The organism is Bradyrhizobium sp. 179, from assembly GCF_023073535.1.
Classification (GTDB): Bacteria; Pseudomonadota; Alphaproteobacteria; order Rhizobiales; family Xanthobacteraceae; genus Bradyrhizobium.
Genome location: NZ_JADPJR010000002.1, coordinates 88,076 through 107,164, shown reverse-complemented (window position 1 = coordinate 107,164; position 19,089 = coordinate 88,076). Strand labels below are relative to the sequence as shown.

Annotated in this window: 17 protein-coding genes; 14 read left to right on the top strand and 3 right to left on the bottom strand. The window is 63.5% G+C overall.

What is annotated here, in order from left to right; genetic code table 11:
- A partial coding sequence (locus tag IVB12_RS00575) for an enoyl-CoA hydratase-related protein (RefSeq protein ID WP_247294588.1) occupies window positions 1-1,110 on the bottom strand: 1,110 nt, incomplete at its 3' end.
- A gap of 129 nt (window positions 1,111-1,239) precedes the next feature.
- Between IVB12_RS00575 and IVB12_RS00570 the strand changes: the two genes are divergently transcribed.
- The 10 genes from IVB12_RS00570 to IVB12_RS00525 all read left to right on the top strand — a co-directional run bounded on the left by IVB12_RS00570 (window position 1,240) and on the right by IVB12_RS00525 (window position 12,788).
- Window positions 1,240-2,106, top strand: coding sequence for an IclR family transcriptional regulator (locus IVB12_RS00570; RefSeq protein ID WP_247277870.1), 867 nt, complete (start codon window positions 1,240-1,242; stop codon window positions 2,104-2,106).
- A 66-nt stretch (window positions 2,107-2,172) separates the two neighbouring features.
- Window positions 2,173-2,970, top strand: coding sequence for an ABC transporter ATP-binding protein (locus tag IVB12_RS00565; protein WP_247294586.1), 798 nt, complete (start codon window positions 2,173-2,175; stop codon window positions 2,968-2,970).
- Window positions 2,967-3,680, top strand: a complete 714-nt coding sequence (locus IVB12_RS00560; protein ID WP_247277872.1) for an ABC transporter ATP-binding protein — start codon at window positions 2,967-2,969, stop codon at window positions 3,678-3,680. The genes IVB12_RS00565 and IVB12_RS00560 overlap by 4 nt, the downstream gene beginning before the upstream one ends.
- A 221-nt stretch (window positions 3,681-3,901) precedes the next feature.
- Complete coding sequence (locus IVB12_RS00555) at window positions 3,902-4,780, top strand: branched-chain amino acid ABC transporter permease (protein WP_247277873.1); 879 nt, start codon at window positions 3,902-3,904, stop codon at window positions 4,778-4,780.
- A gap of 2 nt (window positions 4,781-4,782) precedes the next feature.
- The gene (locus IVB12_RS00550) at window positions 4,783-5,799 is read left to right on the top strand and encodes a branched-chain amino acid ABC transporter permease (RefSeq protein WP_247294583.1); all 1,017 of its coding nucleotides are present in this window, start codon (window positions 4,783-4,785) and stop codon (window positions 5,797-5,799) included.
- Between the two features lie 42 nt (window positions 5,800-5,841).
- Window positions 5,842-7,077, top strand: a complete 1,236-nt coding sequence (locus IVB12_RS00545) for an ABC transporter substrate-binding protein (RefSeq protein WP_247294580.1) — start codon at window positions 5,842-5,844, stop codon at window positions 7,075-7,077.
- 121 nt (window positions 7,078-7,198) lie between these two features.
- Window positions 7,199-8,425 carry an ABC transporter substrate-binding protein gene (locus IVB12_RS00540; protein ID WP_247294579.1) on the top strand — a complete coding sequence of 409 codons (1,227 nt, stop codon included), beginning with the start codon at window positions 7,199-7,201 and terminating at the stop codon, window positions 8,423-8,425.
- Window positions 8,426-8,683: 258 nt separating this feature from the next.
- Window positions 8,684-9,901, top strand: coding sequence for an ABC transporter substrate-binding protein (locus IVB12_RS00535; RefSeq protein ID WP_247294576.1), 1,218 nt, complete (start codon window positions 8,684-8,686; stop codon window positions 9,899-9,901).
- A 176-nt stretch (window positions 9,902-10,077) separates the two neighbouring features.
- Entirely contained in the window at window positions 10,078-11,307 is a 1,230-nt protein-coding gene (locus tag IVB12_RS00530) for an ABC transporter substrate-binding protein (RefSeq protein WP_247294574.1), read from the top strand.
- Window positions 11,308-11,504: 197 nt separating this feature from the next.
- A complete protein-coding gene (locus IVB12_RS00525; protein ID WP_247294571.1) occupies window positions 11,505-12,788 on the top strand; it encodes a glycerate kinase in 1,284 nt (427 codons plus the stop codon).
- 258 nt (window positions 12,789-13,046) lie between these two features.
- Here the strand turns inward: IVB12_RS00525 and IVB12_RS00520 are convergent, their stop codons facing one another.
- Window positions 13,047-13,568 carry a MarR family transcriptional regulator gene (locus IVB12_RS00520; RefSeq protein ID WP_247294568.1) on the bottom strand — a complete coding sequence of 174 codons (522 nt, stop codon included), beginning with the start codon at window positions 13,566-13,568 and terminating at the stop codon, window positions 13,047-13,049.
- A 177-nt stretch (window positions 13,569-13,745) separates the two neighbouring features.
- Here IVB12_RS00520 and IVB12_RS00515 point away from each other — a divergent pair, with 177 nt between their 5' ends.
- The 3 genes from IVB12_RS00515 to IVB12_RS00505 are packed head-to-tail and all read left to right on the top strand — an operon-like array spanning window position 13,746 to window position 17,290.
- The gene (locus IVB12_RS00515; RefSeq protein ID WP_247277881.1) at window positions 13,746-14,786 is read left to right on the top strand and encodes a branched-chain amino acid ABC transporter permease; all 1,041 of its coding nucleotides are present in this window, start codon (window positions 13,746-13,748) and stop codon (window positions 14,784-14,786) included.
- A gap of 6 nt (window positions 14,787-14,792) precedes the next feature.
- The gene (locus IVB12_RS00510; RefSeq protein WP_247294566.1) at window positions 14,793-16,562 is read left to right on the top strand and encodes a branched-chain amino acid ABC transporter ATP-binding protein/permease; all 1,770 of its coding nucleotides are present in this window, start codon (window positions 14,793-14,795) and stop codon (window positions 16,560-16,562) included.
- Window positions 16,559-17,290: an ABC transporter ATP-binding protein gene (locus tag IVB12_RS00505; protein ID WP_247294563.1), complete on the top strand. Its 732-nt coding sequence runs from the start codon at window positions 16,559-16,561 to the stop codon at window positions 17,288-17,290. Before IVB12_RS00510 ends, IVB12_RS00505 begins: the two co-directional genes overlap by 4 nt.
- A gap of 151 nt (window positions 17,291-17,441) precedes the next feature.
- Here the strand turns inward: IVB12_RS00505 and IVB12_RS00500 are convergent, their stop codons facing one another.
- On the bottom strand, window positions 17,442-18,068 hold the full coding sequence (locus IVB12_RS00500) for a pyridoxamine 5'-phosphate oxidase family protein (RefSeq protein WP_247294560.1): 627 nt from the start codon (window positions 18,066-18,068) through the stop codon (window positions 17,442-17,444).
- Window positions 18,069-18,188: 120 nt separating this feature from the next.
- Here IVB12_RS00500 and IVB12_RS00495 point away from each other — a divergent pair, with 120 nt between their 5' ends.
- Window positions 18,189-19,073: a LysR family transcriptional regulator gene (locus tag IVB12_RS00495; protein ID WP_247294559.1), complete on the top strand. Its 885-nt coding sequence runs from the start codon at window positions 18,189-18,191 to the stop codon at window positions 19,071-19,073.
- The last annotated feature ends 16 nt before the right edge of the window (window positions 19,074-19,089 follow it).

Below are 19,089 nucleotides of genomic sequence, written 5' to 3'. Positions count from 1 at the left end.
CTCGATCCCGACCTTGCCGTTGATCAGCGCCATGCGCTTGGCAGGCGCATCGGCCGGGATGCCGCCGCGTGCCGCGGTCGCTTCCCAGTTCTTTTGCATCACGCCCATGCCGCGCTTGAGCTGCTCTTCCCCGGTCTCGATCAGGGTGACGGGAATGCCGGCATTGGCAAACGACATCGCAATGCCGCCGCCCATGGTGCCGGCGCCGAGGATGGCGACACGGTTGACCGGGCGCGGCTTGGTGCCTTCAGGGATGCCCGCGATCTTGGCGGCTTCGCGCTCGGCGAAGAAGGCATAGCGCTGCGCCTTGGACTGATCGCTGGCGACGAGCTTGAGGAAGCCTTCCCGCTCCTTCTTCAGGCCCTCTTCGAACGGCAGGTCGATGGCGTAGCCGACGGCGTCGGCCGCTGCGAACGGCGCTTCCAGGCCGCGCGACTTCTTGGTCATGGCCGCGACCGCATTGGTGAAGATGGAACGATCGGCCTTGGCGGCCGCGAGCTTGGAATCGTCGTCGCGCAGGCGGCGCAGCGGACGTTTCTCGGCCAGCAGCTTGCGGACGAAGGCTTCGCCGCCCGACGCCGGGCCCTCGATGATCTCCTCGATCAACCCGTTCTTCAGCGCTTCCGCAGCGCCAATGGGATCGCCGCCGACGATCATCTTGACGGCGAGCTCGGGACCGACCGCGCGCGGCAGGCGCTGGGTGCCGCCCGCGCCGGGCAGCAGGCCGAGCTTCACCTCGGGCAGGCCGAGCTTGGCCTCTTTCACCGCGACGCGGTAATGACAGGCGAGCGCGACCTCGAGGCCGCCGCCGAGCGCGGTGCCATGGATCGCTGCAACGACCGGCTTCGGCGAGTTCTCGATCTCGGACAGCACGTCGTTGAGGGCGGGCGGCTTCGGCGGCTTGCCGAATTCGGTGATGTCGGCACCCGCAATGAAGGTGCGGCCGGCACAGGTCAGCACGATGCCCTTGATGCCGGGATCGGCGATTGCAGCCTTGACGCACTCCAAAATGCCGCTGCGGACCGCGGCACTCAGCGCATTGACTGGAGGGCTGTCGACCGTGACGATGCCGACTTCATCATGACGCTCAAGCTTGACCACTTCGCTCACGGTGTCCCTCCTTGGTGGGATTAACTTTTGTTCGATTTCGCGGTGCGGAATTTAATTCCGCATCTTGACGGCAGGGTTATTTTGAAGCACGGACGTTGTCAACGACTCCGCGCAAGAAGCAGATCAGGGATGAAGCGTACAGGAAAGAAGACTGCGACCGACCGGAATTTCGTCGTCGCGCTTTCCCGCGGACTGGACGTATTGCGCGCATTCGAACCCAATGACGGCCTTCTCGGCAATCAGGAGATCGCGGCGCGGACAAATCTGCCCAAGCCGACCGTGTCACGCCTGACCTACACGTTGACAAAGCTCGGTTATCTTGCGCCGGTTCCCCGCTTCGAGAAGTATCAGCTCACACCGGCCGCGATGTCGCTTGGCTATGCGGCGCTCGCCAATCTCGGTGTTCGGCATTTGTCCGAACCGTTCCGCGAGGAAGTGATGCGCGCGACCGGCGGCGCGGTCGCCGTCGGCGGCCGCGACCGCCACAGCATGATCTATTTCGGGCAGAGCCGCGGCAGCGAGACCGTCGGCGTTCAACTTGACGTCGGCTCCCGCGTGCCGATTGCAACCAGCGCGATGGGTCGCGCCTATTTCTGGGCGCTCGATGCCGACGATCGCGCAGAACTGTCGCGTCTGCTGCGCGAGCATTACGGCAGCCGCTGGCCGAAGATGCGCGACGGATTGGAACGCTCCGGCGAGACCGTGGCGAAATATGGCTTTGCGATTTCCGTCGGCGACTGGCACGACGACATCGGCGCCGCCGGCGTCGCGCTCAAGCTCAACGACGGAACCGGGCCCTACGCATTCAATTGCGGCGCGCCCGCATTCCGTTTCACGGAAGAGCGTTTGATCAACGACATTGGACCGCGTCTGCTTGCGATGGTAAGGAACATCGAAGCGGCACTCGGGGGTCTGATGCCGCATTCAAAAAAAGACGTCAGCAAAAAGCTGAAATCAGGAGGAAAAGTTGCGCGTGTGGCCGAGGGATTCAGATAGCCTTTGTCATCAGCGGGAGCGGTTCGCATCGCCCCTTCGCCCACTGATCGGTGTGGGCGAGACGAGATGACGCAGGCACAGCTCGCGCAGGGGACATCGCCCCTGCTCGCGGTTCGCGACGTCAGCGTCGTGTTCGGCGGCATCATCGCGCTCAACGGCGTGTCCTTCAACATGCACAAGGGGCAGATCCTCGGATTGATCGGCCCGAACGGCGCCGGCAAGACCACGCTCTTCAACTGCCTGTCGCGGCTCTACCAGCCGTCGTCCGGCGACATCCTGATGGAAGGCGTCAGCATCCTGTCGCGGCCGCCGCACCGGATCGCCGAGATCGGCATTGGCCGCACCTTCCAGAACGTGGCGCTGTTTCCGAACCTTTCGGTGATGGACAATGTCCGTGTCGGCGCCCATTCAAAGACCTCCAGCGACATCATCAGCGACTCCCTGAGATTGGCCTGGGTCCGGCGCAGCGAGACCAGCGTCAATAACAAGGTGCACGAAATCCTCGCTTATCTCGATCTCGAGGACGTCGCCCACACCGTGGTTTCCGGCCTGCCCTTCGGCACGCAGAAGCGCGTCGAGCTGGCGCGCGCGCTGGCGGCGGACCCGAAGATCCTGCTGCTCGACGAGCCCGCCGGCGGCCTCAATCACGAGGAAGTCCATGTGCTCGGCGACCTCATCCGCCGCATCCGCGACGATCGCCACATGACCGTGCTCCTGGTCGAGCACCACATGGGTCTCGTGATGTCGATCGCCGACCACGTCGTCGCGCTCAATTTCGGCAAGAAGCTCGCGGAAGGCACGCCCGCCCAGGTGCAGGCGGACCCCGACGTCATCAAGGCCTATCTCGGGAGCAAGGACCAATGACGACGCTGCTCAACGTCAAGGACCTGCGTGCCTATTACGGCCAGGTCCAGGCGCTCCATGGCCTGTCCTTCTCGCTAAACGAGGGCTCGCTCGTGACGCTGTTAGGGGCCAACGGCGCCGGCAAGACCACGACGCTGCGCGCGATCTGCAACATGGTGCGCTCGACCGGCGGCATCGAGTTCGACGGCAAGCCGCTGAACAACCGCTCCACCGAGAGCATCGTGCGGTTCGGCATTGCCCATGTGCCGCAGGGCCGCGGCACCTTCACCAACATGACGGTGGAGGAGAACCTCCAGCTCGGGGCCATCACCCGCAAGGACAGCGCCGGCATCGTCTCCGACATCGAGCGCATGTACGCGCATTTCCCTGTGCTGAAGCAGCGGCACACCCAGCAGGCCGGCACGCTCTCCGGCGGCGAGCAGCAGATGCTCGCGGTCGCCCGCGCGCTGATGCTGCGGCCGCGGCTGATGCTGCTGGACGAGCCCTCCTTCGGCCTCGCGCCGCTGGTGGTGCGCGATTTGTTCGGCATCCTCGGCAAGATCAACCGCGAGGACAAAGTGTCGATCCTGGTGGTCGAGCAGAACGCCCAGCTCGCGCTCGAGCTCGCCGACCAGGCCTATGTGATCGAGACCGGCCGCATCGTGATGTCCGGCAAAGCCAAGGACATCGCGAACAACGAAGAAATCCGCAAATCCTATCTGGGTTACTGAGGGAGCGGATGATGGCAAGGAATCACCCGCGCTCTCCGTACACCTCTCCCCAACGGGGAGAGGTCGATTTGCGCAGCAAATCGGGTGAGGGGCCGCAGCTTCACCGGAAGACCAAAACCCCTCACCCGGCGCTTCGCGCCGACCTTTCCCTGCGGGAGAGGTGGACGTTCGACGCCGTTGCAGTTCAAACCCAATCGGGCAAGTTTTAGGGAGCCGGGACGATGGAGCTTTTTACCAACCAAGTCCTGGCCGGCATCGCCACCGGCGCCATCTATGCCTGCATGGCGCTGGCCGTTGTCATGATCTACCAGGCCATCGACCATCTCAACTTCGCGCAAGGCGAGATGGCGATGTTCTCGACCTTCATTTCCTGGCAGCTGATGCAATGGGGCGTGCCCTATTGGGGTGCCTTTCTGATCACGCTGATCTTCTCGTTCATTGGTGGCATCGCGATCGAACGCATCCTGTTCAAGCCTCTGGCGAAGGCGCCGGTGCTGACCAACGTCGCCGGCTTCATCGCGCTGTTCGCGATCATCAACTCCTCGGCCGGCCTGATCTGGGACTTCACGATCAAGCAGTACCCGACCCCGTTCGGCTCCGCCCCGTTCCTCGGCAGCCAGCTGATCTCGACCCACCAGGCCGGCATGATCGGCGTCACCGTGCTGCTGCTGCTCGGGCTCTATTTCTTCTTCCAGTACACGCGGATCGGCCTTGCCATGCGCGCTGCCGCCTCGGTGCCTGAATCGGCGCGCCTTGTCGGCATCAACACCTCCTGGATGATCGCACTGGGCTGGGGCATGGCCTCGGCGATCGGCTCGATCGCCGGCATGCTGATCGCCCCGGTCGTGTTCCTGGAGCCCAACATGATGGGCGGCGTGCTGATCTACGGCTTCGCTGCGGCGGTGCTCGGCGGGCTGACCAGCCCGTTCGGCGCCGTGGTCGGCGGCTTCCTGGTCGGTGTCTTCGAGAATCTCGCCGGCACCTACATTCCCGGCGTCGGCAACGAGCTAAAGCTTCCGATCGCGCTCGCGCTGATCATCTCCGTCCTGGTCGTCAAACCCGCTGGCCTGTTCGGCCGGCACATCGTCAAGCGAGTTTGATCATGAGCGCAGTTGAAGATGTCGTAACGGAAGCGCCAGCCGTCGAGGCCGTTCCGAAACGGGCCATGACGCTGGGCACCGGCACCTCGCTGGTGGTGCTCGCGGCGTTGCTCATCGCGCCCGTCTTCGTCAAGAACTTCATCATCTTCCAGATGACGATGCTCCTGATCTACGGACTTGCGGTGCTGGCACTGAACATCCTGACCGGGGGCTCGGGCCAGTTCTCGCTTGGCCAGAGCGCGTTCTACGCCGTCGGCGCCTACACGACCGCAGTGCTGATGGAGCACTTCAACGTCAATTATGCGCTGACCTTGCCGATCGCCGGCGTGGTCTGCTTCGCCTTCGGCTTCCTGTTCGGGCAGCCGGCGCTGCGGCTCTCCGGGGTCTATCTCGCGCTCGCAACCTTCGCGCTCGCCACCGCGATGCCGCAGCTTCTGAAGCTGAACTTCCTCGAGCACTGGACCGGCGGCGTGCAGGGTCTCGTCGTCACCAAGCCGGACGCGCCGTTCGGCCTGCCGATGTCGCAGGACATGTGGCTGTACTACTTCACGCTCGTGGTCACGATCGCGATCTACATTTTCGCGGTGAACCTGTTGCGCTCCCGCTCGGGCCGCGCCTTCATGGCGATCCGCGACAACGAGATCGCGGCCTCCGCCATGGGCGTGGACGTCGCGCTCTACAAGACGCTGGCCTTCGGCGTCTCCGCAGCCATCACCGGTATCGCCGGCTCACTCGGCGCCATCGCCGTGCAGTTCGTGGCGCCCGACAGCTACACCATCACGCTCGCGATCTCGCTGTTCCTCGGCATGGTCGTCGGCGGCGTCGGCTGGCTGCCCGGCTCGATCGTCGGCGCGGCCTTCATCATCTTCGTGCCGAACATCGCGGAAGGCATCTCCAAGGGTCTCTCGGGTGCGGTATTCGGCGTGCTCCTGTTCCTCGTCATCTACCTCGTGCCGCATGGCGCAAGGCAGATCGCGATTCTGGGCCAGCAACTCGCTGGCAAGCTCAGAAAGAACTGAATCCCTCTCGTCAAGTCTGTCGTTTTAACCAAGGAGAACGAATTGCATTTTGGAAGAACACTGCGAGCCGCCGCGCTGATCACGGCAACGGCGGCCATTGCCCTCACCTCCGGCGCTGCACTCGCCCAAAAGAAATACGACACCGGCGCGTCCGATACCGAGATCAAGATCGGCAACATCATGCCCTACAGCGGTCCGGCGTCGGCCTATGGCATCATCGGCAAGACCGAAGAAGCCTATTTCAGGATGATCAACGACAAAGGCGGCATCAACGGCCGCAAGATCAACTTCGTCACCTATGACGACGGCTATTCGCCGCCGAAGGCTGTCGAGCAGGTGCGCAAGCTGGTCGAGAGCGACGAGGTGCTGCTGGTTTTCAATCCGCTCGGCACGCCGTCGAACACGGCGATCCAGAAATACCTCAACGCCAAGAAGATCCCGCAACTATTCGTCGCAACCGGCGCCACCAAGTGGAACGATCCGAAGAACTTCCCCTGGACCATGGGCTGGCAGCCCTCCTACCAGAGCGAAGCGCAGATCTACGCGAAATGGCTGATGAAGGAGAAGCCGGACGCCAAGGTCGCGATCCTCTACCAGAACGACGATTTCGGCAAAGACTACCTCAAGGGCACCAGGGACGGACTCGGCGCCAAGGCCTCGTCCATGATCATCATGGAAGAGAGCTACGAGGTCTCCGAGCCATCGATCGACGGTCATATCGTTAAGATCAAGGCCGCCAATCCCGACGTGCTGCTGATCTACACCACGCCGAAGTTTGCAGCCCAGACCATCAAGAAGACCGCCGAGCTCAGCTGGAAGCCGCTCCAGATCCTCACCAACGTGTCGATCTCGGTCGGCAGCGTGATGAAGCCGGCCGGCTTCGAGAATGCCCAGGGCGTGCTGTCTGCGGCCTATGCCAAGGATTCGACCGATCCGCAGTGGGCCAACGATCCCGGCATGAAGAAGTGGAACGAGTTCGTCGACAAGTACATGCCGGGTGCCGATAAGTCGGACACCAGCATGGTCTATGGCTATGGCGCAGCGTCGACACTGGCCAAGGTGCTGGAAATGTGCGGCGACGATCTGACCCGCGCCAACATCATGAAGCAGGCGGCATCGTTGAAGGACTTTGCTCCAGACACGCTGCTGCCCGGTGTCAAGATCAATACCAGCGCTACCGACTTCGCCCCGATTTCGCAGCTTCAGATGCAGCGCTTCAAGGGTGAGAAGTGGGAACTGTTCGGCGAGATCATCAGCGGCGACGTCGCCTCCGAGTGACACGCTGACGCGATAGCCGAGCCCTGAAGAAGCCCCCGCGAACGATCGCGGGGGCTTTTTGTTGACGGAAGGCGCCAATCTTGTTCAATGCGGCGCCGATCCATCTCGGGGTGGGAGAACAATGACCGCCGTTCGTTTTCAGGTTGCGGCCCTGTCGGCCGCGCTCGCATTGTGCACTGCAATGAGCAGCGAGGCGCTGGCGCAAAAGAAATACGACACCGGCGCGTCCGACACCGAGATCAAGATCGGCAACATCATGCCCTATAGCGGCCCCGCCTCCGCCTATGCCGCAATCGGCAAGACCGAGGAGGCCTATTTCAACAAGATCAATGCCGAGGGTGGCATCAACGGCCGCAAGATCAAGTTCATCTCCTATGACGACGCCTATTCGCCGCCGAAGACGGTGGAGCAGGCGCGCAAGCTGGTCGAGAACGACGGCGTGCTGCTGATCTTCGGCTCGCTCGGTACCTCCACCAACGGTGCAATCCGCAAATACATGAACGAGAAAAAGGTGCCGCAATTGTTCGTGGCGAGCGGCGCATCGAAGTGGAACGATCCCAAGCAATATCCATGGACCATGGGCTGGCAGCCGAGCTACACGAGCGAAGCGCGGATCTACGCCAAGTACATCATGAAAGCGAAGCCGGAGGGAAAGATAGGCGTGCTCTATCAGAACGACGATTTCGGCAAGGACTATCTGAAGGGGCTGAAGGATGGCCTCGGCACCAAGGCCTCGATGATCGTGCTGGAAGAGGCCTATGACACGTCGGAGCCGACGGTCGACGAGCACGTCGTGAAACTGAAGGCTGCCGGCGCCGACATCTTCATCAGCATCACCAGCCCGAAATTCGCCGCGCAGGCGATCAAGAAGGCGGCGGAGATCAATTGGCATCCAATGCAGATCATCTCCAACGTTTCGGCCTCGGTCGGCGGCGTGCTGGAGCCGGCAGGCCTCGAGATCTCGCAAGGCGTCCTGTCGGCGAGCTACACCAAGGACGGCTCCGACCCGCAATGGAACGCCGATGACGGCATGAAGAAGTTCTACAACTTCCTCGCCCAGTACGACCCCAAGGCCAACAAGCTCGATGCCGGCGTGGTGTTCGGCTATGCCGCCGCGCAGACCATGGTGAAGGTACTGCAAATGTGCGGCGACGATCTCACTCGCGAGAACGTCATGAAGCAGGCCGCAAGCCTGAAGGATTTCGAACCCGATACGCTGCTGCCTGGCATCAAGATCAACACCGCGCCGGACGATTTCGCCCCGATCGAGCAACTCCAGATGATGCGCTTCAGGGGCAAGAAGTGGGAGCTGTTCGGCGATATCATCTCCAGCGAGATCGGACGCTGAGCGCTGCAAACGCGGCAATTCAAAATAGCCTGCAATTTCCAAGACAACTTCTGCGCAGCTGATTGACGGCGCATCGCATCTCGCGCGCCGGAATATTCCGCATCCCCTCAAAAAAAGAGCGCGCCGCTGCGACAGCTCCGGCGGGGCGTTCTCCTTGCTGGCCGCCCGGGAAGGGTATTCAATGTGTGCCGAAGCGACGCGCAACGATCGCTTCCAATCAAGAACACGGCACATTCAAACCTACCTAGGGAGATCAAGATGCCTGCAATGCATGTGCGATTGGGGGCCCTCGTGCTGGCTGCAACCCTGTCCACGACAGCGTCCGCGCAGAAGAAATACGACACCGGTGCATCCGACACCGAAATCAAGATCGGCAACATCATGCCCTACAGCGGACCGGCCTCCGCCTACGGCGTGATCGGCAAGACCGAGGAAGCTTTTTTTCGCAAGATCAACGCCGAAGGCGGCATCAACGGCCGCAAGATCAACTTCATCACCTATGACGACGGCTACTCGCCGCCGAAAACGGTGGAGCAGGCGCGCAAGCTGGTCGAGAGCGACGAGGTGCTGCTCATCTTCAACTCGCTCGGCACGCCGCCGAACTCGGCGATCCAGAAATACATGAACCAGAAGAAGGTGCCTCAACTCTTCGTCGCCACCGGCGCCACCAAGTGGAACGATCCGCAGAACTTTCCCTGGACGATGGGCTGGCAGCCGAACTACCAGAGCGAGACCATCATCTACGCCAAATACATCCTGAAGAACAAACCGGACGCCAAGATCGCGGTGCTCTATCAGAACGACGATTACGGCAAGGACTATCTGAAGGGATTCAAGGACGGGCTCGGCGCCAAGGCGGCTTCGATGATCGTCATCGAGGACAGCTATGAGGTTTCCGAGCCGACCATCGACTCGCACATCGTGAGACTGAAAGCCTCGGGCGCCGACGTGTTCATGAACATCACCACGCCGAAATTCGCGGCGCAGGCGATCAAGAAGAACGCCGAACTCGGCTGGAAGCCGCTGCATTTCCTCAACAACGTCTCGGGCTCGATCGGTAGCGTGATCAAGCCGGCCGGGTTCGAGAACGCGCAGGACATCATCTCGTCGCAATATTTCAAGGACCCGACCGACGCGCAATGGAAGAACGACCCGGCGATGATCGCCTGGAACGAGTTCCTGGATAAGTACTATCCGGAAGCGAACCGCGCCGACGCTTCGGTCATGTATGCCTACATCGTGAGCCAGGGCCTCGTTCACGTGCTCAAGGCCTGCGGTGACAATTTGACCCGCGAGAACGTCATGAAGCAGGCCGCCAGCATCAAGGACTATGAGCCTGGCGGCCTGTTGCCGGGCATCAAGGTCAACACCTCGCCCACCGATTTCGCACCCCTCTCGCAGCTGCAACTGATCCGCTTCAAGGGCGAGCATTGGGAGCGATTTGGCGAGATCCTGAGCGGCGACGTCGGCGGCTAGCCTTAACCAGTCGCTAAAGATGTAACCCCAATCGACTAAAGACGAAGCCTCTGCGGCCTTGCCGCAGGGGCTTTTCCTTGAAGCTCTCGGACAAATCGTATTGAATTGCCGCAGCGTCACCAAAACAATCAAGCCAAGAAGAAGGACGCGCACACCAAGAAAATAGGGAGATAGGAATGCCCGCTGTCACCGGCAAATTTGCGGCCGCGTCACTGGCGCTCGCGCTCATTGCGACCTCCGCCTCCACTGCATCGGCCCAGAAAAAATACGATACCGGCGCGACCGACACCGAGATCAAGATCGGCAACATCATGCCCTACAGCGGACCGGCCTCCGCCTATGGCATCATCGGGCGGACCGAAGCCGCCTATTTCAAGAAGATCAATGACGAGGGCGGCATCAACGGCCGCAAGATCAATTTCATCAGCTATGACGACGCCTATTCGCCGCCAAAGACGGTGGAGCAGGCACGCAAGCTGGTCGAGAGCGACGAGGTGTTGCTCATCTTCAACTCGCTCGGCACGCCGCCGAACTCGGCGATCCAGAAATACATGAACTCGAAAAAGGTGCCGCAGCTGTTCGTCGCCACCGGCGCCACCAAGTGGAACGATCCGCAGAACTTCCCCTGGACGATGGGCTGGCAGCCCAATTACCAAAGCGAGACGCAGATCTACGCGAAGTACATCCTGAAGGAGATGCCGAACGCGAAGATTGCCGTTCTGTTTCAGAACGACGATTACGGCAAGGACTATCTCAAGGGCCTGAAGGACGGGCTTGGTTCGAAGGCCGCGAACATGATCGTAGCCGAGGAAAGCTACGAGACGTCGGAACCGACCATTGACAATCACATCGTCAAGCTGAAGGCGACGGGCGCCGATGTCTTCGTCAACATCACCACGCCGAAATTTGCGGCGCAGGCCATCAAGAAGAACGCCGAGATCGGCTGGAAACCGACCCACTTCCTCAACAACGTCTCGGCCTCGGTCGGAAGCGTGATCAAGCCGGCAGGCTTCGAAAACGCGCAGGGTATTATCTCGGCGGCCTATCTGAAGGACACCACCGACACGCAATGGGCCAACGACGCCGGCATGAAAGCATTTCTTGATTTCATGACGAAATACTTCCCCGAAGGCGACAAGACCGACGGCGGCACCATCGTCGGCTACGGCGTTGCGCAGACGCTGGTCCAGGTCCTGAAGAACTGCGGCGACGACCTGACGCGCGCGAATGTCATGAAACAGGCGGCCACCCTGAAGGACTTCCGCACCGAGGTGCTGCTGCCCGGCATCAAGATCAACACCTCGCCGACCGATTTCGCGCCGATCAGTTCGCTGCAGCTGCAGCGCTTCAAAGGCGAGCGCTGGGAGCTGTTCGGCGACGTGATCAACGCTGAAGCCGGCGGCTAGCCCTCTGAAACAGATGACGAGAACACCCCCTGCGCGGCTCGCGCAGGGGTTTTTGCTTGCGCGCCGATTATGATCACGCGATTGCATAATCCAATGATGGCAGAGGGCGCTTACGCTTTGGCGCCCGATGCGGTAGGCAGGGGAGCGGCGGTATCGCCGCCATCGCTTCGCCCGAGACCCTGCCCAAGGCCTTCGTCATGACCGACCGCCGTCCCCTGCTCCGCGCACTCTACGACGCTGCCGTTGCCGCCGCCCACCCCAACGTCGTGCTGGCGCCGCACCTGCGGCCCGCGCCCAAAGGACGGGTGATCTGCCTCGCCGCCGGCAAGGGCGCAGGCGCTATGGCCGCGGCCGCGGAGCGGCACTATCTCGACACCTTGAAGCTCGCGCCGGAGCGCCTCGTCGGCATCGCCACCACGCGCCATGGCTATGGCGTGCCGACGCGCCGCATCCGCGTGGTCGAGGCCGGCCATCCCGTGCCTGACGAGGCTGGCCTCAAAGGTGCGGCCGACACGCTCGCGCTCGCGGGCGAGGCCAGGCCGGACGATCTGCTTCTGGTGCTGCTCACCGGCGGCGGCTCGGCGAACTGGATCGCGCCGGTGGACGGCATCAGCTTCGCGCAGAAGCAGGCGGTCAACAAGGCGCTGCTGCGCTCGGGCGCGCCGATCGGCGAGATGAACACGGTCAGGAAACATCTGTCGCGGATCAAGGGCGGCCGGCTGGCGCGCGCCGGCAAAAATGCCGCCGAGATCGTCACGCTGGCGATCTCCGACGTGCCGCACGACGACCCTTCCGCGATCGCCTCCGGCCCGACCGTGCCGGATCCGACCACGCTTTCAGATGCACGTGCGATCGTGGCGAAATACAAGCTCGACATCGACGACGCCGTTCGCCGCGCGCTGGATGATCCCGCCAATGAAAGCTGCAAGCCCGGTGACGCCCCCTTCGCGCGCGCGCATTTCGAGCTGATCGCGCGGCCCAAGCAGTCGCTCGACGCGGCGGTGAAGCTGGCGCGCGAGTCCGGTTACGAGACCATCGACCTCGGCGCCGATCTCGAAGGCGAGGCCCGCGAGGTCGCTGCCGATCATGCCAAGCTCGCGCTGCAAGCGCGCGCGCAAGGCAGGCGCGTCGCGATCCTCTCCGGCGGTGAGCTTACGGTGACCGTGCGCGGCCAGGGGCGCGGCGGACCGAACCAGGAATACGCGCTGGCGCTCGCGGGCCTCTTGAAGGACACGGCTGGCATCTCGGCGCTGGCCGGCGACACCGATGGCGCCGATGGCGGCGCCGGCCATCCCACCGACCCCGCCGGCGCGCTGATCGACGCGGCCACGTTCGCCAAGATGAAGGCGCTGGGGCTTAAGCCAGAGGTCTATCTCGACAACAACGACGCGACCACGTTCTTCGAGGCGACCGGCGATCTGCTACAGCCCGGCCCGACGCTGACCAATGTGAACGATATCCGTGTGATCCTGGTGGATTGAGGTCGCTCTCCACACTGCGCTGTCATTCCCCGCCACCGGGCCTCGAATTCGGCGAATCCAGTACGCCGCGGCCTCTCGATTTAGCCGCGCCGGCTCTGGAATACTGGATCGCCCGGTCCCGGCTACGCTATAGCTTCGCCGGGCTCTTCAGTGTTGGGCCGGCGAAGCGTTAGCGAAGACGGCAAGCCGGGCCATGACAGCGGAGAATGTGGCTTGGGCTTGCCACGAGACGGCCCGGTTACGCGGTCCCGCCGCACCTCAAAACTCGTTGGCGATTTTCGCGAGCATCGCGAGCAGGGTTTCGCGGTTGGCCTGCCCGAGCAGGTCGTTGAGCCTCGCCTCGTGCTTGGTGGCGACGAGCTTCTTGGCGCGGGTCAGCACGGCCTTGCCCTTGTCGGTCAGGACCAGGATGTGCGAGCGGCGGTCATTGGTGGAGCGGATCCGCGCGCAAAGGTCGCGGCTTTCGAGATTGTCGAGCATGGCCACGAAGTTCGGCCGGAGAATGCCGAGGGTGGAGGCGATCTCGGTCTGGTTACGGCCCGGATTCTTCTCGACCAGCAGCAGCACCGAGAATTGCGCCGGCGTGAGCTGGAGCGTGGCCATGCAACGCAAAAAATTCTCGAACACCTTGAGCTGGGCCCGCTTCAAGACGTAGCCGAGCTGCTCCGAGAGCTCGCCGAGCTGAAGCGCCTCGGGCTGAGCCTCGGCGGCGTCCTTGCGGCCCTTGGCCGTGTCGGCCGGCTTTTCGGAGGACTTTTCAGCAGTTTTGGAAACGGTCATCGCCTCTTGCTCGTAATCCCGCTAAATTCGGCCCGATCGCCCGCGCCACGCTTGAGATTATATTTGATAATTGTTATGGATCATATCAAATATCGCCAGCGTTTTTCAATGGCTGTGAGCGGACCGTCCACCACAATGGGGGGACCGGTCCGTCATCTTTAGGGGGAGCGTCCGGTCTTGAATACCACCATCATGCTGTTCCTGGTGCAGGACGGCATCACTAATGGCGCGATCTATGCGCTGCTCGGCCTGGCGCTGGTGCTGGTGTTCGCCGTCACCCGCGTCATCCTCATTCCCCAGGGCGAATTCGTCACCTATGGCGCGCTGACCTATGCCTCGCTGGCGGCGGGCCAGATGCCGGGCACGGCAAAACTCGCGCTGGCGCTGGGCATCGGCGCCTTCGTCTTCGATCTGTTCGTGGCGCGCAAGGCGCTGCACGGGCGGCTGATCCTGCGCAGCATCGTTGCCAACATCGTGCTGCCGGCGATCGTGCTGGCGCTGACCGTTTACTTCGCCGCCCAGAAGCCCCCGGTGGCAATCTGCATCGCGCTATCGCTGGTGATCGTGGCGATGATCGGCCTGTATCTCTACCGGATCGCCTTCCAGCCGCTGGCGCACACCTCCGTGCTGGTGCTGCTGATCGCATCGGTGGGCGTGCACCTCGCGCTCCAGGGGCTGGGCCTTTTGTTCTTCGGCGCCGAAGGCCAGCGCGGACCGGCCGTGCTGTCCGGCGCCTTCACCGCGGGCGCGCTGCGCTTCACCGGCCAGAGCATCACCGTCTACGCCATCACCATTGCCTTCATCATCGGTCTCTGGCTGTTCTTCGGGCTGACACTCTACGGCAAGGCGCTGCGCGCCACCGCCGTCAACCGGTTAGGGGCACGGCTCGCCGGCATCCGCACCACGCTGTCAGGGCAGATCGCCTTCCTGCTGGCGTCCGTCATCGGCGCGCTGTCGGGCATCCTGATCGTGCCGATCACGACGCTCTACTACGATTCCGGCTTCCTGATTGGCCTGAAGGGCTTCGTCGCCGCGATCATCGGCGGCCTCGTCAGCTATCCCTTGACCGCCGTCGCGGCGCTGGTCGTCGGCATCGTCGAGGCGTTCTCGTCCTTCTATGCTTCCAACTACAAGGAGGTGATCGTTTTCATGCTCTTGATCCCGGTGCTGCTGCTGCGCTCGCTCGCCGCGCCCGCGGTCGAGGAAGAGAAGGACTGACGCGCGATGCAGAGCCGGCTTCCCATCCTCATCTTCGCGCTTGTCATGGCGGCGATCCCGTTTGTGCCCGGCATGCCGCCGTTCTGGATCGTGCTGCTCGACAATATCGGCCTTGCCGCCCTCGTCGCGATGGGCCTCGTGCTGCTGACCGGCGTCGGCGGCCTGACCTCGTTCGGGCAAGCGGCGTTCGTCGGCTTCGGCGCCTACACCACCGCGGTGCTGTCGACAAGCTACGGCCTGTCGCCCTGGCTGACGCTGCCGTTGTCGCTCGTGGTCAGCGGATCGCTCGCGGTGCTGCTCGGGCTGATCACCGTCCGCCTCTCCGGCCATTACCTGCCGCTCGGCACGCTCGCCTGGGGCCTCGGCCTGTTCTACCTCTTCAGCAAGCTGGAGTTTCTCGGCCGCAACGACGGCATCTCGGCGATCCCGCCGCTGTCGATCGGCGCGTTCAAAATGCTCTCTCCCGGGTCGATCTATTACGCAATCTGGGTCGCCGTCATCGTCTCGGCCCTGCTGACGGTGAACCTCTTGGACTCACGCACCGGCCGCGCCATCCGCGCGCTCCGGCGCGGCCATGTCGCGGCGGAAGCCTTCGGCGTGCACACGCCGCGCGCCAAGCTGCTGGTGTTCATCCATGCCGCGGTGCTGGCCGGCCTCTCCGGCTGGCTCTACGCGCATCTTCAGCGCGCGGTGAACCCGACGCCGTTCGGCGCCCAGGCCGGCATCGAATATCTCTTCATCGCGGTCGTCGGCGGCGCCGGCTATGTCTGGGGCGGCGTGCTCGGCGCGGCCATCGTCGTGGTGCTGAAGGAGGTGCTGCAAAGCTATCTGCCGCTGATCCTGCCCGGCTCCGGCCAGGTCGAGACCATCGTGTTCGGCATCATGCTGGTGGCGCTGCTGCAGCTCGCGCCCGGCGGCCTCTGGCCCTGGCTGATGTCGTTCCTGCCCGAGCGCACCACCGGCAGGAAGCCCGATACCTCGTTGAAGCTCGAATCACGCGCTCGCGCTGCAGGCCCATCCGGCATTCTGCTCCAGGTCGAAAAAGCGCGAAAGCAGTTCGGCGGCGTGGTCGCCGTCAACAACGTCTCCTTCGACGTCCAGGCCCGCGAGATTGTCGCGCTGATCGGCCCGAACGGCGCCGGCAAGAGCACGACGTTCAACCTGATCACCGGCGTACTGTCGGCGACCTCGGGCTCGATCTCGGTGCTCGGCAACAAGGTCGACAAGGCGCCGCCGCAGGAGATCGTCAAGCTCGGCATCTCCCGCACCTTCCAGCACGTCAAGCTCATCCCCGACATGACGGTGCTGGAGAACGTCGCGATCGGCGCGCATCTGCGGGGCCATTCGGGGCCGATCGCCTCGATGCTGCGGCTCGACCGTGCCGACGAGGCCAAGCTGCTTGCCGAGGCCGCCCGCCAGATCGAGCGTGTCGGACTTGCCGAGCAGATGCACCAGCTTGCAGGCTCGCTGTCGCTCGGACAGCAGCGCATCGTCGAGATCGCCCGCGCGCTCTGCGTCGATCCGATGCTGCTGCTGCTCGACGAGCCCGCCGCCGGCCTGCGCCATATGGAGAAGCAACGGCTCGCGACGCTGCTGCGCGATTTGCGCGACGGCGGCATGAGCGTGCTGCTGGTCGAGCACGACATGGGTTTCGTGATGAACCTCGCCGACCGCATCGTGGTGCTTGATTTCGGCACCAAGATCGCAGAGGGAACACCCGCGACGATCAAGAGCGATCCCGAAGTGATCAAGGCCTATCTCGGAGTGGCGGCATGAGCGCGCTGTTGTCCGTCACCGACGCACATGTCGCCTATGGCAAGGTCGAGGCCGTGCGCTCGGTCTCGCTCGAGGTCGGGGCCAACCAGATCGTCACCATCGTCGGCGCCAACGGTGCCGGCAAGACCACGCTGCTCTCGGCCATCATGGGCATTTTGCCGCTCAAGGGCCGCGTCGCCTTTGCGGGCCAGGATCTGGCGCAGCTCGATATCGAGGACCGCGTCGCGATGGGCCTCGGCCTCGTTCCCGAGCACCGCGAATTGTTCGTGACCATGAATGTCGAGGACAATCTCGAGCTGGGCGCCTTCCGCATCGAGCGAAGCAGGGCGAAAGCCTCGATGGAGCGGGTCTACGCGCTGTTTCCGCGGTTGAAGGAGCGGCGCAAGCAGCTCGCCGGCACACTCTCCGGCGGCGAGCAGCAGATGCTCGCGATGGGCCGTGCGCTGATGGGCGAGCCGAAGCTCCTGATGCTGGACGAGCCGAGCCTCGGCCTCGCCCCGATCATCGTCGCCGACATTTTCCGCATCGTCACCGAGCTCCGCGCCAGCGGCGTCTCCGTCCTACTGGTCGAGCAGAACGCGCAGGCCGCGCTGAAGATCGCGGACCAGGCTTATGTGATGGAGCTCGGCGAGTTCGCGCTCAGCGGCAAGGCCAGCGAGATCGCGGCAAACGAGCGCGTCGCAGCCAGCTATCTCGGCTTCCAGCACGAAGGCGAGAGTGCGATCTAGATTCGAAGGGCTTCGGCATACTTGCTGTCATCGCCCGCGAAAGCGGGCGATCCGGTATGCCGAGACGGTTGTGATTGAACCGAGGGGCCGCGGCGTACTGGATGCCCCGCCTTCGCGGGCATGACAGCGGAGGGTGCTGCGAAATCCGTGCCTAACGGCCCGCCGCCTTCTCTTTCAGCGCCGCCACCTCCGCTTCCAGCTCCGCGATCTTGGCATCCCTCGCCGCCAGCGCAGCGGCCACATCCGCCGCATCGAACTTCTGCGGGATGTGCTGCGGGCAGTTGGTGTCCCACGCCGCGATCTTGAACAGGATCACCTGCTCCGGCCGCGCGCGATAGCCCTTCGGCATCAGCGACGCGATCAGCGCCTCGTCGTCCTCGACGACGCGCGCCTCACCCCAGATCTTCACCCGGCGGCGATGGGCGTAGTCCATCACGAAGATGTAGGCCTTGGGATTCTCCGAGAGATTACCCTGGGTGATGAACTGCTGGTTGCCGGCATAGTCGGTGAAGGCGAGCGTCTGCTTGTCGAGCACCTTGAGAAATCCCTTCGGGCCGCCGCGGTGCTGGATATAGGGCTGGCCGTCCGCCGAGGCAGTGGCGAAGTAAAAGCTGTTGGCCTCAGTGAGGAACGCCGCGAGGTTGTCGTCGACCTCGGTGCGCCAGCCGCGCTGCTCGGCGCGGGCATAGGCCGCTCGCGAGCCCTTGCGCGCCTGGATCGCCTTCACCGCCGGCGAGAAGGCGACGTCGCTGGCATAGGTGTGGGCTGCTGTCGTCATCGGAACGTCTCCTGAAATCCGGCGCATTCTTCCGTCTTTCGCCAGCTAAGATGGCCTTGCCAGCCGCCAGAACAATCTGGTCGCTTGACACTTCACCGTTGCAATATATGCAATAATGCCATGGATCGCCTGGAAGCCATGCACGTCTTAGTCACCGTCGCCGATTTGCGCGGCTTCGCGCCGGCGGCGCGCAAGCTGCGCCTATCGCCATCAGCGGTGACCCGGCTGATCGCGGCGCTGGAGGAACATCTCGGTGCGCGACTGTTGCAGCGGACCACGCGACAGGTGACGCTGACCGACGTCGGCACCCGCTATCTCGAGCGCGCCCGCCGCATCCTCGCCGACGTCGAGGAGGCCGACGGCTCGGCGCGGCAAGAGCGCAACCGGCCGAGCGGACGTCTCGTGGTGTCGGCGCCGGTCGGCTTTGGCCGGCTCCATGTCGGACCGGTCATGACCGCCTACCTCAAGCGCTATCCCGAAGTCACAGCCGAATTGCGGCTGTCCGACAACCTCGTCAATCTCGTGGAAGACGCCATCGATGCCGCCGTCCGCATCGGCCATCTCGCAGACTCTTCACTCGTCGCGCGCCAGGTCGGCGAGATGCGGCGGATCGTGGTGGCCGCACCCGGCTATCTCAAACGTCACGGCGAACCCAGGACGCCGGAGGCCCTCGTCTCGCACCAGACCATCCAGTTCGGCCCTTGGTCCGCATGGCGCTTCCTGCGCGACGGCCGAGACATCGAGGTGACCGCGGCCCCCCGCTTTATCAGCAACAGCGCCGACGCGGCGCTGCAATATGCCGAGGGCGGCGGCGGCGTGACGCGGGTGCTGGCCTATCAGGCCGCCGAAGGACTGAAGCGCGGGCGGCTCAAAATCGTGCTGGCGAAGTATGAGCAGCCGGCACTGCCGATTCACATCGTCTATCCGACCTCGCGCCTGCTCTCGGCCAAGGTGCGCGCCTTCATCGATCTCGTGGTGGAGACGACGGACTGGAGATTCGGATGATGACTGTCATTCCGGG